The sequence below is a fragment of the Pseudomonas sp. W5-36 genome, assembly GCF_046540455.1.
Lineage (GTDB): Bacteria > Pseudomonadota > Gammaproteobacteria > Pseudomonadales > Pseudomonadaceae > Aquipseudomonas > Aquipseudomonas graminis_B.
Genome location: NZ_JAXCIQ010000002.1, coordinates 321,967 through 346,017, shown reverse-complemented (window position 1 = coordinate 346,017; position 24,051 = coordinate 321,967). Strand labels below are relative to the sequence as shown.

Genomic DNA, 24,051 nt, shown 5'->3' with positions numbered 1-24,051 from the left:
TCCGGAGAATGACCATGCAAGCGATTGTCTGCCATGCCGCGAAAGACCTGCGTGTCGAGCCCGGCAACGAAGCATTGCCGCTTTCTGCCGGCCAGTTGCGGGTTCGCGTTGCTCGCGGCGGTATCTGCGGCTCGGACCTTCACTACTACCAGCACGGCGGTTTCGGCGCGGTTCGGCTGAAAGAGCCGATGGTCCTCGGCCATGAAATCTCGGCGGTTATCGAGGAGGTCGGCGACGCGCAGAGCGCTTTCAGCGTCGGGCAACGGATCTCCGTGTCACCGTCACGGCCGTGCGGAGACTGTAAATACTGTCACGAAGGCTTGCCTAACCATTGCCTGAACATGCGCTTTTACGGCAGCGCGATGCCATTTCCGCACATTCAGGGCGCGTTTCGCGAGCACTTGGTGATCGAGTCAAGCCAGGCTCATGTACTGGCGCCGACCACTACGCTGGCTGAGGGCGCACTGGCCGAGCCTTTGTCGGTCGGGCTTCACGCGATCCAGCGCGCCGGCGGCGTGTTCGGCAAGCGCGTGCTGGTGACCGGCTGCGGCCCGATCGGCAACTTGCTGATCGGCAGCCTGCGCGCGGCGGGTGCGTTGCAGATCATTGCCGCAGACCTGAGCGACAGCGCGCTGGCGTGCGCGCGGCGCATGGGCGCCAGCGAAACCCACAACCTGCGCGACGAGCCCGAAGCACTGGCGCGCTATACCGCCGACAAGGGTTATTTCGACGTGATGTTCGAGGCCTCCGGCAGCGCCCACGCCTTGCGCGATGGCCTGACCTGCATGCGCCCGCGCGGGATTGTGGTGACGGTCGGGCTCGGTGGCGATGTGGCGATTCCGCTGAATCTGGTGGTGGGCAAGGAAATCGACCTGCGCGGCACCTTTCGCTTCCACCCCGAATTCGCCCAGGCGGTGGACTTGCTCAATCGCAAAGTCATCGACGTCACGCCGGTGATCTCCCACACCTTCGCGTTTCACGACGCGGTCCAGGCGTTCGAGCTTGCCGGGGACAAGCAGCAGGCCATGAAAGTCGTGCTGGATTTCGGGGTTCCGGAGCAGTAACTAACGCTGCTCGCTCTGCGGTGTCACACGCAGTACCTCTTCAACCGTCGTCAACCCCGCCGCGACCTTTTGCGCGCCGGACAACCGCAGGCTGCGCATGCCGTCCTTGAAGCCCTGGCGACGCAACGCCGTCAGGTCCAGGTCCGCCGTGATCAGCGATTTCACGGCGTCGGACATCAGCATGATCTCGTACACCCCCGCACGCCCGCGATAACCCGTATCGCGGCACTCCGCGCAACCCACCGCCCGGTGCGCGCCGCTTGGCACGGGTGCCTGCCATGGCCGCGTCAGGGTCTGCCAGTCAACCTCATCCATTTCGATCGGCGCCTTGCAGTGCGGGCACAGCGTACGCACCAGACGCTGGGCCATCACGCCGAGGATCGTCGCCTTGAGCAGATAATGCGGCACGCCCAGCTCCAGCAGACGGCTGATAGCGCTGGGCGCGTCGTTGGTGTGCAGCGTCGACAGCACCAAGTGACCGGTCAGCGCCGCCTGGATCGCCATTTCTGCGGTCTCCAGGTCGCGAATCTCGCCGATCATGATGATGTCCGGGTCTTGCCGCATCAGCGCGCGGACACCGCTGGCAAAGGTCAGGTCGATGTTGTGCTGCACCTGCATCTGATTGAATGCCGGCTCCACCATCTCGATCGGGTCCTCGATGGTGCAGAGGTTCACCTCCGACGTCGCCAGCATCTTCAGCGTTGTGTACAGCGTGGTGGTCTTGCCGGAACCGGTCGGGCCGGTCACCAGAATGATGCCGTTGGGCTGTCGGGTCATGCCCTCCCAGCGACGCAGGTCATCGCCGGAGAATCCGAGCTGGTCGAAGTCCTTGAGCAGCACTTCCGGGTCAAAAATCCGCATGACCATCTTTTCGCCGAAGGCCGTGGGCAGCGTCGACAGCCGCAGCTCCACCTCGCCACCGTCAGGCGTTTTGGTCTTCACCCGGCCGTCCTGCGGCTTGCGCTTCTCGGCCACGTTCATGCGGCCCAGGCTTTTCAGGCGGCTGGTGACGGCCATCGCCACTTGCGGCGGGAATTGATACACGTTGTGCAGCACGCCGTCGATGCGGAAGCGGACAGTACCGGCGTCGCGGCGGGGCTCGATGTGAATATCGCTCGCCCGCTGCTGGTAGGCGTACTGGAACAACCAGTCGACGATATTGACGATGTGCGCGTCGTTGGCGTCCGGCTCCTGATCGCTGGCGCCGAGCTTGAGCAGCTGTTCGAAGTTACCCATGTTGCTGATTTTCTGATCGCTGGCACTCGCGCCGCTGACCGATTTCGCCAGCCGGTAAAACTCCACGGCCAGTTTCTGCACGTCGACGGGATTGGCGACGACGCGCTTGATCGGCATCTTCAGTACGTGGGTCAGATCGGCTTCCCACGCACTCACGTACGGTTGGGCGCTGGCGATGGTCACCGCGTCGCGATCGACGTCCACCGCGAGAATCTTGTGGCGCTGGGCGAAGGCGTAGGACATCAACGGCGTGACGGCGGCGACGTTGATCTTCAGCGGATCGATGCGCAGATACGGCTGGCCGGCTTGCTCAGCCAGCCAGGCGGTGAGGGTTTCGAGGTCGAGTTTCTTGCCGGGCCGCTTGTGGTTATCGAACTGCTGGGTGGCGATGAGTTCGAGCGGGTGGGCGTGGAGATTCTGCGCGGCTCGGCGCAGCGTGAGCGCATATTCGGCGTTGTCCTGATCGAGGTATCCCTGCGCGACGAGGTCACGCAATACTTCGTTCAGATCCAGCCAGCGGTCCTGAGATGATGAGGCGAGGACGGACATGCGGGCTCCTTCGGACGAGACGGCTTACTTCGGTGATGAGCAAGAGTAGTCCCAAGCGTGCCAGTTGTGACGCCCTGCCGGTAGCGAAGCGTTGCCAATATTTTCGGTGCGCTCAACTGGCGGCGAGTGAGACAACCTCGGTTACGACGTGCAAATCACCCATGGGTTCAAGTTCGACCGAGCAAACACTGATCAGGTTGCGCATTTTTTCGCCAATCACCTGAGCGCGGTGCCACGTCATGCCGCCCACCTCGACATTCACCATCAGCATGCCGTCCTGCTGCAGCACGCTGACCTGTTGGGGGATCAGGTACTGCATCGCGAACAGGTTGAGCAGCCGGCAGAGTACGTCAGCTTCTGCCTCGGCAAGGATGTGATAGCGCGACAGGCAATGAGCGTTGCCGACAGACCAGGCATCGTTGCGAAAGGGGGCGGGGCTGGCGGGTTCGAAATGCGGCATGGGAATCTCCTGACGACCTCGTCGTTGCAATGACGTTGATTGGCAGAAAGTTTTACACACGGGAAAAGAAATTTCTGATCGAAGATGCGCTGTATTAGGCTGTATGAGACTTGTTTATGTGCAGTGGACTGCTTTCAGGAATTGACTATGCAAATCGAGCTGGATGCCTACGACCGGAAGATTCTGGCGCTGCTGCAAGAGGATGCGTCGCTGTCCAGCGCGCAGATTGCCGAGCAGGTCGGCCTGTCGCAGTCTCCTTGTTGGCGGCGGATCCAGCGGCTCAAGGAGGAGGGGGTGATCCGGCGGCAGGTGACGCTGCTGGATCGCAAGAAGATTGGCCTGAATACGCAGATTTTTGCAGAGGTAAAACTCAACGCCCACGGTCGGTCCAATTTCACCGAATTCACAGAGGCGATCCGTGGCTTTCCCGAAGTGCTGGAGTGTTATGTACTGATGGGGTCGGTGGACTTTTTGCTGCGCATCGTCACGCCGGATATCGAGGCGTATGAGCGATTCTTCTTCGAAAAGCTCTCGCTGGTACCGGGCATTCAGGAAGTGAACTCGACAGTGGCGCTGTCTGAGATCAAATCGACGACGAGCTTGCCGATTGGCCGATAGGGCGCCACTTCCCAGCTAAAGCTAGTCCTACTGACACACCGCATGCTTTTCGTAGGACTGGCTTTAGCCGGGAAAGCGTAGGTAGGCACACTGCAAAAATTGAGGGTGCTATTACTGGCCTCTTCCCGGCTGAAGCCGGTCCTACCAAAACAGCGTCAGCCGGTCCTACTGCCAGCGCCTTACAATTTCAACAATGTCTTCCACGCCCGGCTTTGCAGCACGGTGATGGTTTGCTGGACGCGGGCGTCGAGGATTTCGTCGGTGATGTCCAGATGCGCCAGTTGCTCTAGCTTGTTCAACTCGCCGTACAAGCGATCCAGCTCAGGCAGGTCGAGGGCCTGGCGGGCGTAATGCAGCCAGACCTGAAGGCGTTCGATGCGTGGCAGTTGCTCGGCCAGATCTTCCGGCTGCTGCTGGTAGCGCGGCAGGTTCAGCGCGGTGGCTTCATCACCCAGGAAACGCGGCACCCAACTGCTGAGCATCGCGTGGCCCTGACGATTGCCACGGTTGTTGCGCTCCACCGTCCAGCTGTGCGCCATCAACCAGCGCGAGGTGGTCAGCGAGAACACGCCCCAACGAGTGTCCTGCAACTCTTCGATGAACTGCTCATGGGCGGCGGCGCGTACGTCGCCGTCTTCCTGGCCAGCCAGCACCAGCGTGCGCCAGTCTTCCAGCAAAGCGTCCAGCGCGGCGCGCAGGTCATGGGTCGTGGCGCGCGGAGCGGCCTGACCGAGGCTGCCGGCCAGAGCGCGCAATTCAGCGAGCACTTCGACCCATTCCTGCAACAGGCTCCAGTGACCGTTGAAACGGTACTGCTCGGCCAGACGCTGGCTGCTGCCGAGCAGGAACCAGGCGATGGCGCTGAACGCGTCGTCTACGGAGAGTTCGCCATGCAGCTCGGGTGACGGCAACTTGATCGAGTAGCTGCTGGCGTCGAACAGGCGATAGCCACGTTCGGCCTTGCTGATATCGCAGGGCATCAGCGGCAGCTTCTCGGCCAGCTCTGCAGCCAGTTTCAGCAGCGCGGCAGGGTCGCCTTCGCGCAGTTCAAGCTCCAGCTCGCAGATTTCTTCCTGCTGCTTGCCGGCGACGACCTTGCCCAGGTCCAGCGCCGCTTCGATCACCACCTTGGTCTTGCCACGGCCCCAGGCGATTTCCGCTTTCTCGCGGACAAAATCAGTGGTGAACACCGGCTTGATGGTTTTCTTGTCCAGATCTGCCAGTTGCTCGGGCCAGCATTCGCCGTCGAGCTTCTTCAGGTCCAATTTGGCTTTGGGTACATCCCAGTTGTATTCGTTACGCTCGGACAGGCCCGCCACGCTCTGGCCGCGGGTCTTGAGGGTTTGAATGATTGCGTCGCCGTCGCGGCGCAGGCGCAGCGCAACCTTGGCATGGGCCAGCTCGCGCTCGGGGGTGTCGAAGTACTGATTGAACAGCTCCAACCGCTCCCAGCCGCTCTTGTTGCGCTTCTTCAGCAACGGGTGCTCGCGCAGGGCTATGAGGGTTTCGCGGCTGACGCGGAGTTTGATTTCGGTTTCTTTCTGCATGGCCGGAGAATCCAAACGCTCTATCGCTGATAACAGGGGTCGCAGCCGGAATCGACACAGCTGCGTGGGCCGTGCAGTGTACAGGACATCAACCGTGACAGTTTATTGATGCGGGCCAATCAACCTATGATGGCTCGCGTGTCGCACCCCATTCCGGAGTCGCCTATGCCGTTGCCGTCCATGAAAGACCAGTTCGCCGCCCTGATCGCCGCGCCGTCTGTGAGCTGTACGCAGCCCGGGCTCGACCAGTCCAATCGCGCCGTCATTGATCTGCTGGCAGGTTGGCTGGGCGATCTGGGTTTTGCCTGCGACATCCAGCACGTGAGCCCGGGCAAATTCAATCTGCTGGCAACGTATGGCACAGGCCCCGGCGGGTTGGTGCTCGCGGGCCACAGCGATACGGTCCCTTACGACGATGCGCTGTGGAAGACCGATCCGCTGAAACTGACCGAAGTCGACGGCAATTGGGTAGGACTGGGCAGCTGCGACATGAAGGGCTTCTTCGCGCTGGCCATCGAAGCGCTTCAGCCGCTGCTCGATCAGCCGTTCAAACAGCCGCTGATCATCCTCGCGACCTGCGATGAAGAAAGCTCCATGGCCGGTGCCAAGGCATTGGCTGCGGCCGGCGGTGTACTGGGGCGCGCGGCGGTTATTGGCGAGCCGACCCGTCTCAAGCCGGTCCGCCTGCACAAGGGCGTGATGATGGAGCGCATCGAGATTCTCGGCCGCAGCGGTCACTCCTCGGACCCGAGCCTGGGGCGCAGCGCCCTGGAAGCCATGTACGACGCCATTGGCGAGTTGAAAGGCCTGCGCCGACACTGGCAGGAGCAATACCGCAATCCGCAGTTCAGCGTGCCTCAACCCACCCTGAACTTCGGCTGCATCCATGGCGGCGACAACCCTAACCGGATCTGCGGGCAATGCTCGCTGGAGTTCGATCTGCGCCCGCTGCCGGGGATGGACCCCGAGGTGCTGCGCGCCGCGATCCGGCAGAAACTGCAGCCCGTCGCCGAGCTGCATCAGGTGCAGATCGACTACGCGCCGCTGTTTTCGGAAGTGTCCCCGTTTGAAGAAAGCGCCGACGCGGAACTGGTGCGAATCGCGGAGCGTCTGACCGGTCATGCGGCCGAAGCAGTGGCATTTGGCACCGAAGCGCCTTATCTTCAGCGCCTTGGTTGTGAAACCATCGTGATGGGGCCCGGGGATATTGCCTGTGCGCACCAGCCCGGTGAGTATCTTGAAATGTCACGTTTGCAGCCTACAGTGCGTCTGTTACGTCAATTGATCGAACATTACTGCCTGGCTACGACTTGAGTGCCCTTGAATGCGCCCACGTGCTGGTTGAGTCAGGGCCTGTCTGAGAATTACCCGAAAAGGAGAGTACGCGTGTTGCGATGCCTGTTCCGACGATAACGCTCATGCCGTCTTGAGTGCTTCCACCCCTTCGTCCATCCACTACAGGCTCCTTTCGGATATGCCCGATTACGTCAATTGGCTCCGCCACGCGTCTCCCTACATCAATGCCCACCGGGATTGCACCTTCGTCGTCATGCTTCCGGGCGATGGCGTGGCGCACCCGAACTTCGGCAATATCGTCCACGACCTCGTGTTGCTGCACAGCCTTGGCGTGCGCCTCGTGCTGGTTTACGGCTCCCGCCCGCAGATCGAAAGCCGCTTGCAGGCCCGTGGCCTGACGCCGCATTTCCATCACGACATGCGCGTGACTGATTTCGCCACCCTTGAATGCGTGATCGACGCCGTCGGCGCCCTGCGAATCGCCATCGAAGCGCGTCTGTCGATGGACATGGCCGCCTCGCCGATGCAGGGCTCGCGGTTGCGCGTGACCGGTGGCAACTTTGTCACGGCGCGTCCGATCGGCGTCCTCGAGGGCGTCGATTTCCAGCACACCGGCGAAGTGCGCCGTATCGACCGCAAGGGTATTAGCCGGCTGCTCGACGAACGCTCCATCGTGTTGCTTTCACCGCTGGGTTACTCACCCACCGGCGAGATCTTCAACCTGGCCTGCGAAGACGTCGCGACGCGCGCGGCCATTGATCTGGGGGCGGAAAAGCTGCTGCTGTTTGGCGCCGAATCAGGCTTGCTGGACGAGCAGGGCCGACTGGTCCGTGAGCTGCGTCCACAACAGGTCCCCGCGCACCTACAGCGCTTGGGCAGCAACTACCAGGCGGAGCTGCTGGATGCGGCGGCTCAGGCCTGTCGCGGGGGTGTGGCGCGCAGCCATATCGTCAGCTACGCCGAAGATGGCGCGCTGCTCTCCGAGCTGTTCACCCGAGCCGGCGGCGGCACACTGGTGGCCCAGGAGCAGTTCGAGCTGGTGCGCGAAGCGTCGATCGGCGATGTCGGCGGGCTCATCGACCTCATCACGCCGCTGGAAGAGCAGGGCATCCTGGTGCGTCGGTCGCGGGAAGTGCTGGAGCGGGAAATCGAGCAGTTCAGCGTGGTTGAGCGCGAAGGCCTGATCATCGCCTGCGCGGCGCTGTACCCGATTGCCGATTCCGACGCGGGTGAGTTGGCTTGTCTGGCGGTGAATCCCGAGTATCGCCACGGCGGGCGCGGCGACGAGCTGCTTGAACGCATCGAAGAACGCGCCCGGGCGCTGGGTCTGAAAACCCTGTTCGTCCTCACCACGCGTACGGCGCACTGGTTCCAGGAGCGCGGTTTCGAGGCCAGCAGCGTCGATCGCCTGCCCAGCGCACGTGCGTCACTGTACAACTACCAGCGTAATTCGAAGATTTTTGAAAAGGCGATCTAAGCGAAGCGCGTCAGGACCTGAAGCCTGACGCGCATTTTCGGTTCGATACAACCCTTGTGGGAGCGAGCTTGCTCGCGAAGGGTCAGGTCAGACGATACATCTCTCTCGCCTGAGACACCGCTTTCGCGAGTAAGGTGGAGCGCCACCCCGGTCGTCCCACCGTTTGCAACGGGTCTGGCGTCAGTTGCTGATCGCCAGAATGCTCGCCTGATACGCACCCACGAACGTGTCGAAATCCACTTTCTCTTCGGTCTGTTCCAGCTCCGCTTGCTGAGCCAGGGACTCACGCGCCTTGCTCTCAAAATGCGTCTGGTCCTCGGCGCTCAGCGGGTTGCTGCGGAAATGATCAGCGTGAACCTGTGACTGGCGCAGCGAGAAAGCCGTGAAGCCTTCCTTGTGCTCGGTCATGGCCGCCAGCACTTGTGCCGAAGGCGTCAGAGAGGCGTCCGCCACTTTCGCGCGCTGAGCGTCCAGCGATTTGACGTGCTGATCCGTGCCCTGGCTGGCATCGAGCAGTTCACAGATCGGCCTGATCGTGTCCAGCATCTCGTTGGCCCAGACTTTCAAGTCGATCGTCGTGTCGTTGCGGTTCAGTTGCAGGCCGGGACGGCGACCTTCCTTGACCACGGTCAGGAAGTTCGTGCTGGCGTTGCCGCACTCGTTGCTCGCCAGCTGCGGGCTTTCGTGCAGCGCGCAATACAGAATGAACGCATCGATGAAGCGCGATTGCTCAAGGTCGATGCCCACCGGCAGGAACGGGTTGATGTCCAGGCAACGGACTTCCACGTACTGCACCCCGCGCGCGACGAGCGCCTGAATAGGGCGCTCGCCGGAATAGGTGACGCGTTTCGGGCGGATCGTCGAGTAGTACTCGTTCTCGATCTGCAGCACGTTGGTGTTCAGCTGAATCCACTCGCCATCCTTGTGCGTGCCGATTTCAACGTAAGGCGCGTAGGGCGTTGCCACCGCGCGGCGCAGACTATCGGTGTACGTCAGCAGGTCGTTGTAGCAGGGCGTCAGGTCCGCCTGGGCGTTGCTCTGGTAACCCAGATCGCTCATCCGCAGGCTGGTTGCGTACGGCAGATACAGCGTTTCGGCGTCAAACTGCTCAAGCTGATGCGAGCGGCCGCGCAGGAAACTGGCATCCAGCGCCGGCGACGCGCCGAACAGGTACATCAGCAGCCAGCTGTAACGACGGAAGTTGCGAATCAGGCCGATGTAGCTCTCGGACTGGAAATCGCGGTCATCGCCTTCGAATTTCGCGTCTTGCTTGAGCACGGGCCAGATGGCTTCGGGCAGCGAGAAGTTATAGTGAATGCCGGCAATGCACTGCATGGTTTTGCCGTAACGCAAGGCAAGGCCCTGACGGTAGACGTACTTGAGCTTGCCGATGTTGGAGGTGCCGTAATAGGCGATCGGAATATCTGCTTCGGCCGGCAGCGGGCACGGCATCGAAGGGCTCCAGATGTATTCGCTGCCCAGTTTGCTGTACGCGAAGCGATGGATTTTATCCAGGCTTTCCAGCGTTTGAGCAGGGTCGGCCAGGGCGGGAGTGATGAACTCCAGCAGCGACTCGGAGTAATCGGTGGTGATTTGCTCGTTGGTCAGCGCCGCGCCGAGTGCTTCAGGGTGCGGGGTTTGTGCCAGACGGCCTTCGGCCGTAACGCGCAGGCATTCACGCTCGATGCCGTGCAAGCACTTCTCCAGAAGGGAGAGGTTGGAGTGCTCGCCAAGCAGAGTCAGGCGGCGGTTGAGAAGTTCGCTCAAGTTGGAATCCTTCACGCGTCAGTCGGCCCTATATGGGGGCGATATGGCGGTCTACAAGGGTGAAGAAAGGAACTGGCGTTTTCGCCTCGTCGATGGCCCTAACGCCGATGCCCGTCGCTGATCGTTCCTACAAGGAAATCAGATAATTTCGACACTGCTGAACAGTGCCGAAATTAACTCATAACGCTATCGGACAGCTAGACGATCGCAAACGTGCCCTGCGCTTTGGCAACCAGCTTGTCGTTCTGGCGAACGTCGGCTTCGACCACCAGGGTTCGGCGTCCGGCATGCAGCACGGTGCTGGTGCAGATGACTTCACCCTCGGCCACGGCACGCATGTAATTGATTTTGCATTCCACGGTGACACTTTGCTTGTCGAAGCCGTGGGTGCTGGAGCAGGCCAACCCCATGGTGATGTCTACCAGACTGAACAGCGCGCCGCCGTGCATGACATTGCCGCGATTGCGCAGGTGCGGCTCCAGCGGCAAGGCCACGACGGCGACACCTTCATTCAACTGCACCACCCGGCAGCCGAGCGTCTTGAAGTAGGCGCTCTGAGTCAATTCATCAGGGATATCCATCAGCGCTTCTTCAATTGCTTGGCGTTGGCGAACAGCGACGCCATCGGATTGTTGCTCGGCGCCGGGGTGGGGGCTTCCTTACGGGGGGCATTGCTGTGCTGCTGGCGCGGCGCCGCACCAGGACGGGCACCGCGAGCGCCGTCGACTTTCTCGCCCGGCGTGTCGCTCATGCGCATCGACAGACCCACGCGCTTACGCGGAATGTCCACTTCCATCACCTTGACCTTCACCACATCGCCGGCTTTGACCGCTTCGCGAGGGTCCTTGATGAATTTCTCCGAAAGCGCAGAGATGTGCACCAAACCGTCCTGATGCACGCCGATGTCAACGAACGCACCAAAGTTGGTAACGTTGGTGACTACGCCTTCGAGGATCATGCCCGGCTGAAGGTCCTTCAAGTCCTCAACGCCGTCCTGAAACTCAGCGGTCTTGAATCCCGGACGCGGATCGCGGCCCGGTTTTTCCAGTTCTTGAAGGATGTCGGTGACGGTCGGCAGGCCGAAGGTTTCGTCTGTGAATTTCTTCGGGTCGAGACGCTTCAGAAACCCTGCATCGCCGATCAGCGAGCGGATGTCGCGATCGGTCTGGGCGGCAATGCGCTGCACCAGGGGATACGCCTCAGGGTGAACGGCGGACGAGTCCAGCGGGTTGTCACCGTTCATGACGCGCAGAAAGCCTGCGGCCTGTTCGAAGGTTTTCTCGCCCAGACGCGGGACTTTCTTCAGCGCCGCACGGGTCTTGAACGCGCCATTCTGGTCGCGGTGGGAAACGATATTCTGCGCCAGCGTGGTGTTCAGGCCGGAAATCCGCGCCAGCAGGGCCACGGAGGCGGTGTTCACATCCACACCCACGGCGTTCACGCAGTCTTCCACCACCGCGTCGAGGCCGCGGGCGAGTTTGAGTTGTGAGACGTCATGCTGGTACTGGCCAACACCAATGGATTTCGGGTCGATTTTCACCAGTTCGGCAAGCGGGTCCTGCAAGCGGCGGGCGATGGACACCGCGCCACGGATCGAAACGTCGAGGTCCGGGAATTCCTTGGCAGCGAGTTCCGACGCCGAGTACACCGAAGCGCCGGCTTCAGAGACCATGACTTTGGTCATCTTCAGACCTGGATACTTTTTGATCAGATCGCCGGCCAGCTTGTCGGTTTCGCGGCTGGCGGTGCCGTTGCCGATGGCGATCAGGTCAACGGAATGCTTGGCGCACAGGGCTGCCAGCACGGCGATCGTCTGATCCCACTGGTTTTTTGGTACGTGCGGGTAGACCGTGGCGTAGTCCAGCAGTTTGCCGGTGCTGTCGACCACGGCGACCTTGCAGCCGGTGCGCAGGCCCGGGTCGAGGCCCAGCGTTGCGCGGGGTCCCGCTGGGGCGGCCAACAACAGGTCGTGCAGGTTGTGAGCGAATACGTTGATCGCTTCGGTCTCGGCACCTTCGCGCAGCTCGCCGAGCAGGTCGGTTTCGAGGCTGGAGTACAGCTTGACCTTCCAGGTCCAGCGCACGACTTCGGCCAGCCACTTGTCCGCAGGGCGGTTCTGGTTCTGCAGGCCGAAGCGCTCGCTGATCATCATCTCGCAGGGGTGCAGGGTGCCGGGCAATTCTTCCCCGACTTTCAGCGCCGAGCTCAGCACGCCCTCGTTGCGACCCCGAAAGATCGCCAGCGCGCGGTGGGACGGCATGCTCTTGAGCGGCTCGTCGTGTTCGAAGTAATCGCGGAATTTGGCGCCTTCTTCCTCTTTACCCGGGACCACCCGGGCACTGATCACGGCTTCGTGCTTGAGGAAGCTGCGCAGCTTCTCCAGCAGCGTCGCGTCTTCGGCAAAGCGCTCCATCAGAATGTATTTGGCGCCTTCGAGCACGGCCTTGACGTCGGCGAAGCCTTTCTCGGCATCGACGAATCGCGCGGCTTCGGCTTCGGGGGTAAGCGTCGGGTCGTTGAAGATCCCGTCGGCCAGTTCGCCCAGGCCGGCTTCCAGCGCGATCTGGCCTTTGGTGCGGCGCTTCTGCTTGTACGGCAGGTACAAATCTTCAAGGCGGGTCTTGGTGTCGGCAAGGTTGATGTCGCGCGCCAGTTCAGGGGTCAGCTTGCCTTGCTCTTCGATGCTGGCAAGGATGCTGATGCGGCGCTCGTCGAGTTCGCGCAGGTAGCGCAGGCGCTCTTCCAGATGACGCAGCTGCGTATCATCGAGGCTGCCAGTGACTTCCTTGCGGTAACGAGCGATGAAAGGCACCGTTGAGCCTTCATCCAGTAGCGCGACGGCCGCTTCGACCTGTTGCGGGCGGACGCCGAGTTCCTCGGCGATGCGGCTGTTGATACTGTCCATAAAACCACCTGGCAAATGTGTGTGCATAAAATCAGCGGCTGGCGAACCGCCTTGAACGAGCGTTGCCTGACCTTGAAGGCGGCGCATTATACCCAGTGAGCCTTGAATAGGGGATTGCCCGGTCGATACGCCGGTTTCAGCCCGCGTAGCCGCCGTGAATCAGCCTTAAGTGACTCAACGAGAGCACCCATGTGGATTCAGGAAAAATCTGCTAACAATGCACACGGTGCGCATCACTGCAGCTACGCCATAATGCGCGCCGAGATCAAAGGAGCTTCCAATGAGCAGCACTGCACAAACGGCTGAAGGCGAGAAAATCCTCATCGTTGACGATGACCCGGGCTTGAGCAGCCTGCTAGAACGCTTTTTCAACAGCAAGGGCTACCGCGCCCGGGCTGTGCCCAACGTGGAGCAAATGGATCGGCTGCTGGCGCGCGAAGTGTTTCACCTCGTGGTGCTGGACCTGATGCTGCCGGGCGAAGACGGGCTGTCCGCCTGCCGCCGCCTGCGCGCCGCGAACAATCAAGTCCCTATCATCATGCTCACCGCCAAGGGCGACGAGCTCAGTCGCATCAAGGGCCTCGAGCTCGGCGCTGATGACTACCTCGCAAAACCTTTCAACCCTGACGAACTGATGGCCCGCGTTCGCGCTGTGCTGCGTCGTCAATCCGCACCCGTACCTGGCGCGCCTGCCACGGAAGACGAAACCGTCACCTTTGGCGACTACGCTCTGTCCCTCGCCACCCGCGAGCTCAAGCGTGGCGACGAAGTGCACATGCTGACGACCGGTGAATTCGCCGTGTTGAAGGCATTGGTCATGCACGCCCGTGAGCCGCTGACGCGAGACAAGCTGATGAACCTGGCCCGGGGCCGTGAGTGGGACGCCCTGGAGCGCTCCATCGATGTCCAGATCTCCCGTCTGCGCCGTCTGATTGAGGTGGACGCTGCCAAGCCGCGTTACATTCAGACGGTCTGGGGAGTGGGTTATGTTTTCGTGCCAGACGGTGCCAACAAGCAGTAACAGCAAGTTCGACGGTAACCTGCCGGGCCTGTCTCACGCCCGCCTACGTTAGCCAGTCACCTCGATGTTCGCGAAAGCGGCCATTGGCGTGACTGGTTTTTGCTGTGTCATGTGTTCCGCAAATTCGCGAGCCCGGCTCGCTTCCGCAAAGTGTGTAGCTGCTGTTATGAAGACACCGCTCTGGTTCCCGCAAAGCTTTTTCTCCCGCACCCTGTGGCTGGTGCTCATTGTCGTGCTGTTTTCGAAGGCGCTGACCCTCGTCTATTTGCTGATGAACGAGGATGTTCTGGTCGATCGTCAATACAGCCACGGCGTTGCACTCACTTTGCGGGCTTACTGGGCGGCCGATGAGAGTGACCGGCAGACCATCGCTGACGCCGCCGGACTGATCCGCGTGGTGGGCGGTGGTGTACCGGAAGGCGAGCAGCACTGGCCGTACTCCGAAATCTACCAGCGGCAGATGCAGGATGAGCTGGGCGCGGACACCGAAGTGCGACTGCGTGTCCACGCGCCCCCCGCGCTATGGGTGAGGGCGCCGAGTCTTGGCGATGGCTGGCTGAAAGTGCCACTGTACCCGCATCCGTTGCGCGGGCAGAAAATCTGGAGCGTGCTGGGCTGGTTCCTGGCGATCGGATTGCTCTCGACGGCCTCGGCCTGGATCTTCGTCAGCCAGCTCAATCAGCCGCTCAAGCGCCTGGTGTTTGCGGCCCGCCAGTTGGGCCAGGGCCGCAGCGTGCGTTTGCCGGTGGGTGACACGCCCAGCGAGATAACCGAGGTCTACCGCGCGTTCAACCAGATGGCCGAAGACGTGGAGCAGGCCGGGCAGGAGCGCGAACTGATGCTGGCCGGGGTGTCTCACGATTTGCGGACGCCGCTGACCCGGCTGCGTCTGTCCCTTGAGCTGATGCCGGCCAATAACGAGTTCATGGAAGGCATGGTTCGCGACATCGAAGACATGGACGCGATCCTCGATCAATTCCTGGCTTTCATCCGGGACGGGCGTGATGAAGAGGTCGAAGAAGTCGATCTGGTCGAGCTGGTCCATGAAGTCGTCGCGCCGTACAACAACCCGGTGGAGCAAGTGCGGCTGTGCCTGGAGTCCATTCCGCCTTTCCCGTTGCGACGGGTTTCCATGAAGCGCCTGCTCAATAATCTCATTGGCAATGCCATGCACCATGCCGGTGACGGCGTTGAAGTCGCGGCCTATGTTTCCGGCGACAGCGGCGCGCCCTACGTGGTGCTGAGTGTGCTGGACAGGGGCATGGGGATCGATCCGTCGGAGCTGGAAGGTATTTTCAATCCCTTCATCCGTGGTGACCGCGCCAGAAGCGGCAAGGGGACAGGGCTTGGCCTGGCGATCGTCAAGCGCATTGCCGCAATGCACGGCGGCAACGTCGAGCTGCGTAATCGTTCGGGAGGCGGGCTGGAGGCCAGAGTTCGCCTGCCGTTGGGGTTGTTGCTGCCGCGGGATGCCGATTGATTCGTTCGTGATTCTGCCTGGAGGCCGTGGGCGGTACTCGCGACCATAGCCTCCGTGCAGAGACGGGCTTGGGGGTTATCCTTTGCCTTTGGTGCGGGTCATGTGCGGCCCGCCGTTTTTCTCGATGTACTCGATGATTATCCCCGCCACATCCTTGCCGGTGGTGGTTTCGATCCCTTCAAGACCTGGCGACGAGTTCACCTCCATCACCAGTGGCCCGTGGTTGGAGCGCAGGATGTCGACACCCGCGACACTCAGGCCCATGACCTTGGCCGCGCGAATGGCTGTCATGCGCTCTTCCGGGGTGATCTTGATGAGGCTGGCGGTGCCGCCGCGATGCAGGTTGGAGCGGAACTCCCCCGGTTTCGCCTGGCGCTTCATCGACGCAATGACCTTGTCACCCACCACGAAGCAGCGGATATCGGCGCCACCGGCTTCTTTGATGTACTCCTGCACCATGATGTCCTGTTTCAGCCCCATGAAGGCCTCAATCACGGATTCGGCCGCGGTCGCGGTTTCGCACAGCACCACGCCAATACCTTGCGTCCCCTCGAGCACCTTGATCACCAGAGGCGCGCCGTTGACCATCTGGATCAGGTCAGGGATGTCATCCGGTGAGTGGGCGAAGCCGGTGACGGGCAAGCCAATGCCTCGACGTGACAACAGCTGCAGCGAGCGCAGCTTGTCGCGGGAGCGCGCGATGGCGACGGATTCGTTGAGCGGGAACACGCCCATCATTTCAAACTGACGCAGCACGGCGCAGCCGTAGAAGGTCACGGAGGCGCCGATGCGGGGTATCACCGCATCAAAGCCTTCCAGGGGTTTTCCTCGGTAGTGGATCTGCGGCTTATGACTGGCAATGTTCATATAGGCGCGCAGGGTATCGACCACCACGACCTCATGGCCGCGCTGGATTCCAGCTTCGACCAGACGACGAGTTGAATACAGACGCGGGTTTCGCGAAAGCACAGCGATCTTCATGCAGCACCTGTGGCAGAGAGATTTGAAGCCGGGAACACCGGCTTGTCCTGAATATATGTCACACCCGGATTGACGACCAACTGGCCGTCAATCAGGGCTTTGGAACCCAGCAGCAGCCGGTAGCGCATGGCCTTGCGGCAGGCCAGCGTGAATTCCACCGGCCAGACCCTGTCTCCCAGCGCCAGCGTCGTACGAATAACGTAGCGAACCTGGGCGTGGCCGTTGGAGCTTTTGATGGTTTTCATCGCCACCAGTTGAGCCTCACAGCGACGGTGACGCAGCTGCACCACCGTCCCCAGATGAGCGTTGAAGCGCACCCATTTCTCACCGTCCCGTTCGAACGGCTCTATTTCTGTCGCGTGCAGGCTGGAAGTGCTGGCACCGGTGTCGATTTTTGCGCGCAGCCCGGCGACGCCCAGATGGGGCAAAGCCACCCATTCGCGCAGGCCGATGACTGTCAGATGGTCAAATGTTTTCAAATCGGTTCCGTTCGTTTACACGTTCTGCCAGGCGCCGGCATCGATGTGCGCCAGCGCCTGGAATGCAGGCTTGGCGAACCAGTAGCCCTGCATGAGGTAAATGTTGCAGTCGGCGAGGAAGTCCCGTTCGCCCGCATCTTCGATGCCTTCGGCGATCACTGTAACGTTCAGGTCCGTACACATGGTGACAATGCCGCGCACGATGGCCTGCCGTGCAGGGTCCAGATGGACGTTGCGCACCAGGGCCATGTCGAGCTTGATCAGGTCAGGCTGAAAGTCGGCGAGGAGGGTGAGTCCGGAGTGCCCGGCGCCAAAGTCGTCGATGGCGGTCTTGAAGCCGAACTGGCGGTACTCCCGAAGAATGTTGGTCAGGTGGCTGTTGCTACAGATGTGCTCGGTTTCGACGGTCTCGAAGATCAACCGGTCCAGCGGAAAGTTGTGGGCGCGGGCCGCTTCAAGGGTGCTGCGAATGCACAGGTCGGGGCGATACACCGCGTTGGGCAGGAAGTTGATCGACAGGTATTCGTCCATTCCCAGCCGGGCGGCAGTTGAAATCGCGCGGGTTCGGCACAATTGATCGAAACGGTAACGGTTGGTGTCGTCGATCTGGTTCAGGACAGACAGGGCACCCTCGCCGTTGACGCCTCGTACCAACGCCTCGTGAGCGAATACCGAGCGGTCGCGGACGTCCACGATGGGCTGATAGGCGAATTCAAATTCGAAATCCAGTGCGGAGCTTTCTCTGCAGCCCTGGCACCCACCAGTCAATGACGTTGGGAAGTCTGTCACGTCGTTCTCCTGAAGCCGGCGCTTTAGTCTGGTGGGCAGTGTAAACGAGGGTGGCGGTTACTGCGTCCCCGGCGTGACGTAGTACGATTCTGACCATTACACGATTGAGGAATTCAGATGACACAGAAGTCAGACGAGGACGACAAAGTCCGTCTGGACAAATGGCTTTGGGCGGCGCGTTTCTTCAAGACGCGTGCGCTGGCAAAAGCCGCCATTGAAAGCGGTAAGGTTCATTGCCGCGGCGAGCGTTGCAAGCCGGGAAAAGAGCCGCGGGTAGGGGACGAGTTCCAGATCAGAGCGGGTTTCGATGAGCGGACCGTGGTGGTCCAGGCGTTGTCGATTGTCCGCCGTGGCGCCCCTGAGGCTCAGTTGCTGTACAGCGAAACCCCGGAGAGCCTCGCCAAACGCGAGCAAGCCGCCGAGATGCGCAAGGCCGGAAGCCTGGGCGTGACCACTGACGGCAGGCCGACCAAAAAGCAGCGTCGGCAATTGTTTCATTTTCGTTCGGGTGACGACTGACGATCTCGCCGCTTTCCGGGATCGCGCATTGATCGACCCCGGACTGCTCTGTAGCAACAGGCAGCTTACAAATGAGAGCCCTGCTTCATGATGCTCAGGCATTTGAGCAGCGGCAGGCGGCCCATCACGTTGAAGACTGATGCCGTCAGTCGAAACAGAAACCCGGTAGCGGTGGCCACGAACGGGGTGTAGCAGCTCCAGCCCAGCGCGAGCAATGCGATCATTACGCCGCCAACGTAGTCGTCCTGACCCCAGTGGGCGCCGGCGACCAGGCGCGGCATCATGAACAGAAACGCCAGGGCCCAGATGACCACGCGCTGGCCGACTGTGCGGCTGTAGACGCTCATGAACATCGCCCAGATCAGCAGCACCGAAGCGTGGTCGCCCGGGAAGCTCTGGCTGGAACGGTCCTTGAGCTGCCACTTGTCCTCCAGCTCCGGGAATATGTCGCTGAGCTTGATGGCATCGGGGATCATCACTGACGCGCTGTCATGTTGCAGCGCGCTGTGGTCGATGATTTTGGAAAACACCGTGCGGATGATCAGCAGCAGGATCAGCGTGAGCACAAAGCCGATCAGCGCGGCACGCGTTTGCAAGGATTTGAACACCCAGTCGCCCTTTATGAGCAGCGTGAGCAGAATCAGGCCGACGACGATGTCGAAGGGTCGCATGCTGGCAATCGTCCAGACCCACAGCCACGCCTTGTTTTGCTCAAGCGGGCGGTTCAGCAAGTGAAACAGGCCTTCGTCGAAGTGCGTGAAAGCCGCGTGTCCCGTGGGCCACACCCACAGCAGTAGCAGGCCCAGCGCCACCAGATTACACAGCAGGAATTTTTTGGCGTTCCACTTGGGTTGGAACAATGCGGGATAGTCCATAAAATGCCCCCATCGGCATGGCAGTGCACCAAGCGGTGCGAAACCGCGCTTTATAGGCGCTTGTCATCATTTTGTCATCCATTCAGATACCTTCTCCTATGTCAGACTTTGCGGATACCGATTACACCCAGCGTTTCATCTTTGACGAGAGCGACGTGCGCGGCGAGCTCGTGGCCCTTGAGCGCAGCTACGCCGAGGTCCTTGCCAAGCACCCGTATCCCGAGCCAGTGGCTCAGTTGCTCGGCGAAATGCTCGCCGCCGCCGCGCTGCTGGTGGGCACCCTTAAGTTCGACGGCCTGCTGGTTCTGCAGGCGCGGTCCCTTGGACCGGTGTCGTTGCTGATGGTCGAGTGCTCCAGCGAGCGTGAACTGCGCGGGATTGCGCGTTACGACGAGGCCTTGGTGAAGCCGGACGCCACGCTGCTCGACCTGATGCCCGATGGCGACCTGACCATGACCATCGATCCGCGTCAGGGCAAACGCTATCAGGGCATCGTGGGCCTGGACGGCGTCGACCTGTCGGCCTGCCTGTCCGAATACTTTGTGATGTCGGAGCAATTGCCGACGCGTTTCTGGATCAAGGCCGACGGCAAACGCGCACGTGGGCTGCTGCTGCAACAACTGCCGGCTGAGAAGCTGAAAGATCAGGATGAGCGTGAAGCCAGCTGGCAGCATGTCAATGTGCTGGTTGACACCCTGACCGCCGAAGAACTGCTCAGCCTGACCAACGAAACCGTGTTGAAACGCCTGTTCCACGAAGACGTCGTGCGGATGTTCGACGTCCAGCCACTGGTGTTCCGTTGCAGCTGCTCGCGCGAACGTTCTGGCAATGCGTTGGTCAGTCTTGGTCTGGAAGATGCACAGCAGTTGGTGATCGAGCATCACGGTGCGGTGGAGATCGACTGTCAGTTCTGCAATCAGCGCTATCTGTTCGATGCAACGGATGTAGCGCAGCTGTTTGCAGGGGGCGGGGTAGATACCCCTTCCGATACCCGCCATTAATGTAGTGCGGGTCCTGCGCTGAAAGCTTTCCGCCCGGCCCGCTTGACTCTTCTTCATGTAGTTCTGACAGGAGGGCCCTACCTTTTTTGGGCTTTTCTGGCATAATCCGGCCACTTTTTAGCTGTAGTAGTGTTGGTTTTTCTACTACAAAACGTTTGGAGCACTCGGCCATCGAGCCGACGGGGAATCTCATGACGCAAGCCAATAACGCCGTTCACACCGATCTCAGTGTCGACGATCTGGTTAAAGAAGCCCTCAAACGCGAAGAAGGCGTGCTGTCCGATACTGGCGCACTCGTCGTGGAAACAGGCCACCGCACAGGCCGCTCGCCTGTCGACCGCTTCATCGTAGACGAACCCTCCACCCAGGCTGCGATCGCCTGGGGGCCGATCAACCGCAAGTTCCCGGCCGACAAGTTCGATGCCCTGTGGGCGCGTGTCGAGGCGTTCAACAACGCTCAGGAACACTTCGTTTCCCACGTGCACGTAGGCGCCGCCGAAGATCACTACCTTGCGGTCAAGATGACCACGCAGACTGCCTGGCAGAACCTGTTCGGTCGCTGCCTGTTCATCAATCCGGCCCAGTACAACCCGGCCGGCCGTGAAGAATGGCAAGTGCTCAACGTGGCTAACTTCGAGTGCGTGCCTGAGCGTGACGGCACCAACTCCGACGGTTGCGTCATCATCAACTTCGCCCAGAAGAAGGTCCTCATTGCCGGTATGCGTTACGCCGGTGAAATGAAGAAAGCCATGTTCTCGGTGCAGAACTTCCTGCTGCCGGCTTCCGATGTGCTGCCAATGCACTGCGCGGCCAATATCGGTGAAGACGGCGACGTGACATTGTTCTTCGGTCTGTCCGGCACCGGTAAAACCACGCTGTCTGCCGACGAGACCCGTTACCTGATCGGTGACGACGAACACGGCTGGGGCGAAGGCGTTGTCTTCAATATCGAAGGCGGTTGCTATGCCAAGTGCATCGACCTCTCCGAGAAGAACGAGCCTGTTATCTGGAAGGCCATCAAGCACGGCGCCGTGCTGGAAAACGTGGTGCTGGACGCAGCCGGTCATGCCGACTACGCCGACGGCAGCCTGACTCAGAACAGCCGCGCCGCTTACCCGCTCGAGCACGTTGAAAAGCGTTCCAAGAAGAACCTGGGCGGCGAGCCAAACGCGGTGATCTTCCTGACCTGCGACCTGACTGGCGTGCTGCCACCGGTGTCGATCCTCAGCGAAGAACAAGCGGCCTACCACTTCCTGTCGGGTTACACCGCACTGGTCGGTTCCACTGAAATGGGTTCTGGCGCCGGCATCAAGTCGACGTTCTCTACCTGCTTCGGCGCACCGTTCTTCCCGCGTCCGGCGGGCGAATACGCAGAGCTGCTGATCAAGCGCATCCGCGGTTTCGGCTCCAAGGTCTACCTGGTCAACACCGGCTGGACCGGCGGCGGCTACGGTGTCGGCAAACGCTTCAACATTCCGACCACCCGCGGCGTCATCGCGGCCATTCAGAGCGGCGCGTTGATCGGTGCAGAAACCGAGCACCTCGACACCGTCAACCTGGACGTCCCGACCTCCGTACCAGGCGTCGAAACCGGACTGCTCAACCCGCGCAACACCTGGGCTGACAAAGCGGCGTACGACGAAGCCGCCAAAGCACTGGCCGGCCTGTTCATCGAGAACTTCAAGAAGTTCGAAGTGAGCGACGCGATCAAGGCAGCGGGCCCGAAGCTGTAAGATCGGTACCTGCTAAAAAGAAACCGCCCTTCGGGGCGGTTTTTTTATACCTGCGCGATGGCTAGCCGTCAGCCTTCGTCGTCACCGGAAAGTCCTGGGTGATGTCGAAGCTGCCCTTCGCCACAACGCTCTTCGCATTACACAGCTTGGCATCGAACCCCGGGTGGCGTTCGCCGTGCTCGGCCGCGTACGCAGCGGCTTCCCGAGTACATTCGTCGGTGGGCTGTTCAGGGGAAAGCGCCGCGTTGAACTGGAACGTGCCGATCAACCGATAGCGGTCGAGCAGTTTGTTGGGGGAGGTGAGTTTCTCGATTTTGCTGAAGACGAGCTGGACGTTGCTGTTGCCCCCGCCCTTGTCCGTGTCGAAATACTGATAGTACGAACCGGTGTCGTAGGACGCGCTGTTTTCATCGTGGGCGACTTCGACGCGGCCACCCTGAAACATGATCGCCTTCTTCTCTTGATCGGGGTTGTCGAAAGAGAACCCGAGGATGGGACCGATGCTCACCTCATTGCGGTCGCCTTCGGCTTCCTGATCCGCGCTGAGTGTCAGCCAGTTGGAGCCGGGCAGTTTGCCGGGCAGGAAGCCAACGGCTACTTGATCGCCTTTTGCCTCGTAGTGCAGGTTGAGCGCGCCACTGACGTCGACAATCATGCTCTTCTGAAGGGGCGACGCACTTGCGGTCGCCGTCCCGGCTGTCTTGGCTTCATCGCCGCAGCCCGAAAGAAGAGCGGCGGTGACTGCGAGTAACAGCGGTAGCAGGCGTGTATGGGTTCGCGGGGCTGCTTGAGGCATGTTGTTCCGTCCGTAATCGCTGCGGTTGTCTCTGACTCTAGCCTCCTATGACCGCAGAATGCGCCGGCGGGTCAATGAGGCGATGACAAAAAACGGAACGAAGAAACCGCCCTCAGTGGGCGCGGTTTCTTCGGGAATTCTTTTTCGCCAGCGCAGCGCTCAGCCAGGAGGGCGTTGGCGTTGATCCGTGCAGTCAGAAACCTGAACGGCGGGATGCTTCGCGGGTGTGGATCGAACCTCAAGAGATATCTTTGTACGCGCTGACTCCTTTCGCGAGGTTCGCCGCCAACCCTTCCGCAGGCTTAAACGGCGTTCCCGCTACCATGCTGAAACCGGTTCCCTTGTCGGCATAACTGACATACCGCTCTGTTTTGTGGTCTTCAACCAAAACAGTGTATGAGTGGCTTCGCATCTTGATGAACTTGGCTTCATGCATAACGATACTTTGGTGCAGTTTGCCAATGTCGATGGCCGACAAGTTGAGTTTTCTTTGTAACTTCGTTCCCCATCGGGTCAGACACACTTCGGCGTAATGCCGCACCAGCTTGCCAGGCTCTGTCAGGTCACCTGGCCCACTCGCTCCCGAAAGCGACGCGTTACCCACCAGCGTCGCGTGACGTCCGGCCATGGGATAGATGCTGACTTTGGTCTTTGGAGCTGTTTTAGGAATGATGCAGGAAAATCCTTTAGAGCGTTCGTCGCGGGCATAGAACGCCACATATTCTTTGACGTTGCTGCCGAGAGAAACTTTTTCAAGCTGATAATTAAAGGGGCCGGGCACCGGGTCCACCGCAAATATGTTCACCGGTATATGACGCGTGGCCGGATTAGCCAGCAGCGCATTGGCGAGCATGTGACAACTGACGCCGCCACGACTCCAGCCCACCAGATTGATTTGCTTTGGGATCAAGCCGCCTTTTCTCAGGTTCTTGATCAGCTGTTGCTGGAGTTCCTGCGGGCTGATGCGATTGCCGTAGTCGTACTGCCGCCAGAACCACGAGCCGTGCGCCTGGGCGTCGGGAATAGGCACATCGGCTCGCTTGAGGCGCTGGTAATCGGCTTCCGACAGCTTGGTTCTTTGCCAGTCAAATTTGCCCTGAATGATGTTGACGGCATGCTGCACATTCTCGTGCCAGCCTTTGCCGAAAGCGGGGCCAGTCCACCCGAATGCTTTGGGTTCGGTGAACAGCTCATCGGCCTGCATATTGCCGCTGCCCGGCCCGTCAATGACGATCCACTCCGCAAACTCGTGACCGTCAATATTATTGGCCAGCGTCGCAACCAGCTCACCGTTCCAGTAGTTCTTGTGCAGATGGTCGTATTTAGTCGAGCCCGTACCGCAAAAGAAAATTGTAAAAGTTGTCATGTTTATAACCTCGTTGTTGGATAGGAATCACGAGGTTAGAAGACTGATTGTGGACGCGTCCGCTGTTGTTGTTACTTCATGTTCAGTGGAGC

The 24,051-nt window shown here is 60.6% G+C and carries 21 protein-coding genes; 9 read left to right on the top strand and 12 right to left on the bottom strand.

From position 1 onward, the window contains the following. The first annotated feature begins 14 nt into the window (after positions 1-14). Entirely contained in the window at positions 15-1,064 is a 1,050-nt protein-coding gene (locus SLW74_RS04490) for an L-idonate 5-dehydrogenase (protein ID WP_065987450.1), read from the top strand. Here SLW74_RS04490 and SLW74_RS04485 read toward each other — a convergent pair whose 3' ends face one another. Both SLW74_RS04485 and SLW74_RS04480 read right to left on the bottom strand, forming a co-directional pair. Then, positions 1,065-2,849, bottom strand: coding sequence for a GspE/PulE family protein (locus SLW74_RS04485; RefSeq protein ID WP_065987449.1), 1,785 nt, complete (start codon positions 2,847-2,849; stop codon positions 1,065-1,067). It abuts the gene before it with no gap. Between the two features lie 112 nt (positions 2,850-2,961). Beyond that, positions 2,962-3,309 carry a hypothetical protein gene (locus SLW74_RS04480; RefSeq protein WP_410928251.1) on the bottom strand — a complete coding sequence of 116 codons (348 nt, stop codon included), beginning with the start codon at positions 3,307-3,309 and terminating at the stop codon, positions 2,962-2,964. Between the two features lie 147 nt (positions 3,310-3,456). On the opposite strand from SLW74_RS04480, the gene SLW74_RS04475 reads away from it, so the two are divergent. Further along, positions 3,457-3,927 carry an Lrp/AsnC family transcriptional regulator gene (locus SLW74_RS04475; protein ID WP_065987447.1) on the top strand — a complete coding sequence of 157 codons (471 nt, stop codon included), beginning with the start codon at positions 3,457-3,459 and terminating at the stop codon, positions 3,925-3,927. Positions 3,928-4,106: 179 nt separating this feature from the next. Here SLW74_RS04475 and SLW74_RS04470 read toward each other — a convergent pair whose 3' ends face one another. After that, on the bottom strand, positions 4,107-5,474 hold the full coding sequence (locus tag SLW74_RS04470) for an inorganic triphosphatase (RefSeq protein ID WP_410928250.1): 1,368 nt from the start codon (positions 5,472-5,474) through the stop codon (positions 4,107-4,109). A 165-nt stretch (positions 5,475-5,639) separates the two neighbouring features. Between SLW74_RS04470 and argE the strand changes: the two genes are divergently transcribed. Next, complete coding sequence (gene argE, locus SLW74_RS04465) at positions 5,640-6,788, top strand: acetylornithine deacetylase (protein ID WP_410928249.1); 1,149 nt, start codon at positions 5,640-5,642, stop codon at positions 6,786-6,788. Positions 6,789-6,948: 160 nt separating this feature from the next. Further along, entirely contained in the window at positions 6,949-8,247 is a 1,299-nt protein-coding gene (gene argA, locus SLW74_RS04460) for an amino-acid N-acetyltransferase (RefSeq protein ID WP_065987444.1), read from the top strand. Positions 8,248-8,427: 180 nt separating this feature from the next. Here argA and gshA read toward each other — a convergent pair whose 3' ends face one another. The 3 genes from gshA to SLW74_RS04445 all read right to left on the bottom strand — a co-directional run bounded on the left by gshA (position 8,428) and on the right by SLW74_RS04445 (position 12,919). Then, positions 8,428-10,014, bottom strand: a complete 1,587-nt coding sequence (gshA, locus tag SLW74_RS04455; RefSeq protein WP_410928248.1) for a glutamate--cysteine ligase — start codon at positions 10,012-10,014, stop codon at positions 8,428-8,430. 197 nt (positions 10,015-10,211) lie between these two features. Then, positions 10,212-10,595, bottom strand: coding sequence for a PaaI family thioesterase (locus SLW74_RS04450; RefSeq protein WP_065987442.1), 384 nt, complete (start codon positions 10,593-10,595; stop codon positions 10,212-10,214). Then, positions 10,595-12,919, bottom strand: coding sequence for a Tex family protein (locus SLW74_RS04445; protein WP_410928247.1), 2,325 nt, complete (start codon positions 12,917-12,919; stop codon positions 10,595-10,597). The genes SLW74_RS04450 and SLW74_RS04445 overlap by 1 nt, the downstream gene beginning before the upstream one ends. A gap of 280 nt (positions 12,920-13,199) precedes the next feature. On the opposite strand from SLW74_RS04445, the gene ompR reads away from it, so the two are divergent. Both ompR and SLW74_RS04435 read left to right on the top strand, forming a co-directional pair. Beyond that, positions 13,200-13,940 carry a two-component system response regulator OmpR gene (ompR, locus tag SLW74_RS04440; protein ID WP_065987440.1) on the top strand — a complete coding sequence of 247 codons (741 nt, stop codon included), beginning with the start codon at positions 13,200-13,202 and terminating at the stop codon, positions 13,938-13,940. A 166-nt stretch (positions 13,941-14,106) separates the two neighbouring features. Beyond that, positions 14,107-15,420 carry an ATP-binding protein gene (locus SLW74_RS04435; protein WP_410928246.1) on the top strand — a complete coding sequence of 438 codons (1,314 nt, stop codon included), beginning with the start codon at positions 14,107-14,109 and terminating at the stop codon, positions 15,418-15,420. A gap of 75 nt (positions 15,421-15,495) precedes the next feature. On the opposite strand, the gene rimK is transcribed toward SLW74_RS04435, so the two are convergent. Genes rimK through SLW74_RS04420 form a run of 3 tightly spaced genes read right to left on the bottom strand, consistent with a single transcriptional unit; the run spans position 15,496 to position 17,669 of the window. Then, a complete protein-coding gene (gene rimK / locus SLW74_RS04430; RefSeq protein ID WP_065987438.1) occupies positions 15,496-16,401 on the bottom strand; it encodes a 30S ribosomal protein S6--L-glutamate ligase in 906 nt (301 codons plus the stop codon). After that, entirely contained in the window at positions 16,398-16,847 is a 450-nt protein-coding gene (locus SLW74_RS04425) for an ATP-dependent zinc protease (RefSeq protein WP_192131017.1), read from the bottom strand. Before SLW74_RS04425 ends, rimK begins: the two co-directional genes overlap by 4 nt. A 48-nt stretch (positions 16,848-16,895) precedes the next feature. After that, positions 16,896-17,669, bottom strand: coding sequence for an EAL domain-containing protein (locus SLW74_RS04420; protein WP_065987436.1), 774 nt, complete (start codon positions 17,667-17,669; stop codon positions 16,896-16,898). Between the two features lie 117 nt (positions 17,670-17,786). On the opposite strand from SLW74_RS04420, the gene SLW74_RS04415 reads away from it, so the two are divergent. Then, entirely contained in the window at positions 17,787-18,188 is a 402-nt protein-coding gene (locus tag SLW74_RS04415) for an RNA-binding S4 domain-containing protein (RefSeq protein ID WP_065987435.1), read from the top strand. A 65-nt stretch (positions 18,189-18,253) separates the two neighbouring features. Here SLW74_RS04415 and SLW74_RS04410 read toward each other — a convergent pair whose 3' ends face one another. After that, a complete protein-coding gene (locus SLW74_RS04410) occupies positions 18,254-19,063 on the bottom strand; it encodes a phosphatase PAP2 family protein (protein WP_410928245.1) in 810 nt (269 codons plus the stop codon). Between the two features lie 98 nt (positions 19,064-19,161). Here SLW74_RS04410 and hslO point away from each other — a divergent pair, with 98 nt between their 5' ends. After that, positions 19,162-20,064, top strand: coding sequence for an Hsp33 family molecular chaperone HslO (gene hslO / locus SLW74_RS04405; protein ID WP_065987433.1), 903 nt, complete (start codon positions 19,162-19,164; stop codon positions 20,062-20,064). A 191-nt stretch (positions 20,065-20,255) separates the two neighbouring features. After that, positions 20,256-21,797, top strand: a complete 1,542-nt coding sequence (locus tag SLW74_RS04400; RefSeq protein ID WP_410928244.1) for a phosphoenolpyruvate carboxykinase — start codon at positions 20,256-20,258, stop codon at positions 21,795-21,797. Between the two features lie 61 nt (positions 21,798-21,858). On the opposite strand, the gene SLW74_RS04395 is transcribed toward SLW74_RS04400, so the two are convergent. Both SLW74_RS04395 and SLW74_RS04390 read right to left on the bottom strand, forming a co-directional pair. Further along, the gene (locus SLW74_RS04395; RefSeq protein ID WP_141695127.1) at positions 21,859-22,593 is read right to left on the bottom strand and encodes a hypothetical protein; all 735 of its coding nucleotides are present in this window, start codon (positions 22,591-22,593) and stop codon (positions 21,859-21,861) included. Positions 22,594-22,831: 238 nt separating this feature from the next. Next, positions 22,832-23,959 (bottom strand): hypothetical protein, encoded by a 1,128-nt coding sequence (locus tag SLW74_RS04390; protein WP_410928243.1) that lies wholly within the window; start codon positions 23,957-23,959, stop codon positions 22,832-22,834. Positions 23,960-24,051 lie beyond the last annotated feature (92 nt).

Bases quoted from the DNA above. Each gene is read 5' to 3' on its own strand.
- SLW74_RS04475 (WP_065987447.1), top strand. From the start codon at position 3,457: ATGCAAATCGAGCTGGATGCCTACGACCGGAAGATTCTGGCGCTGCTG.
- SLW74_RS04435 (WP_410928246.1), top strand. From the start codon at position 14,107: ATGAAGACACCGCTCTGGTTCCCGCAAAGCTTTTTCTCCCGCACCCTG.
- hslO (WP_065987433.1), top strand. From the start codon at position 19,162: ATGTCAGACTTTGCGGATACCGATTACACCCAGCGTTTCATCTTTGAC.
- argE (WP_410928249.1), top strand. From the start codon at position 5,640: ATGCCGTTGCCGTCCATGAAAGACCAGTTCGCCGCCCTGATCGCCGCG.
- argA (WP_065987444.1), top strand. From the start codon at position 6,949: ATGCCCGATTACGTCAATTGGCTCCGCCACGCGTCTCCCTACATCAAT.
- SLW74_RS04490 (WP_065987450.1), top strand. From the start codon at position 15: ATGCAAGCGATTGTCTGCCATGCCGCGAAAGACCTGCGTGTCGAGCCC.
- SLW74_RS04410 (WP_410928245.1), bottom strand. From the start codon at position 19,063: ATGGACTATCCCGCATTGTTCCAACCCAAGTGGAACGCCAAAAAATTC.
- SLW74_RS04415 (WP_065987435.1), top strand. From the start codon at position 17,787: ATGACACAGAAGTCAGACGAGGACGACAAAGTCCGTCTGGACAAATGG.
- SLW74_RS04395 (WP_141695127.1), bottom strand. From the start codon at position 22,593: ATGCCTCAAGCAGCCCCGCGAACCCATACACGCCTGCTACCGCTGTTA.
- SLW74_RS04400 (WP_410928244.1), top strand. From the start codon at position 20,256: ATGACGCAAGCCAATAACGCCGTTCACACCGATCTCAGTGTCGACGAT.
- ompR (WP_065987440.1), top strand. From the start codon at position 13,200: ATGAGCAGCACTGCACAAACGGCTGAAGGCGAGAAAATCCTCATCGTT.
- SLW74_RS04445 (WP_410928247.1), bottom strand. From the start codon at position 12,919: ATGGACAGTATCAACAGCCGCATCGCCGAGGAACTCGGCGTCCGCCCG.
- SLW74_RS04480 (WP_410928251.1), bottom strand. From the start codon at position 3,309: ATGCCGCATTTCGAACCCGCCAGCCCCGCCCCCTTTCGCAACGATGCC.
- SLW74_RS04470 (WP_410928250.1), bottom strand. From the start codon at position 5,474: ATGCAGAAAGAAACCGAAATCAAACTCCGCGTCAGCCGCGAAACCCTC.
- SLW74_RS04485 (WP_065987449.1), bottom strand. From the start codon at position 2,849: ATGTCCGTCCTCGCCTCATCATCTCAGGACCGCTGGCTGGATCTGAAC.
- SLW74_RS04390 (WP_410928243.1), bottom strand. From the start codon at position 23,959: ATGACAACTTTTACAATTTTCTTTTGCGGTACGGGCTCGACTAAATAC.
- rimK (WP_065987438.1), bottom strand. From the start codon at position 16,401: ATGAAGATCGCTGTGCTTTCGCGAAACCCGCGTCTGTATTCAACTCGT.
- SLW74_RS04450 (WP_065987442.1), bottom strand. From the start codon at position 10,595: ATGGATATCCCTGATGAATTGACTCAGAGCGCCTACTTCAAGACGCTC.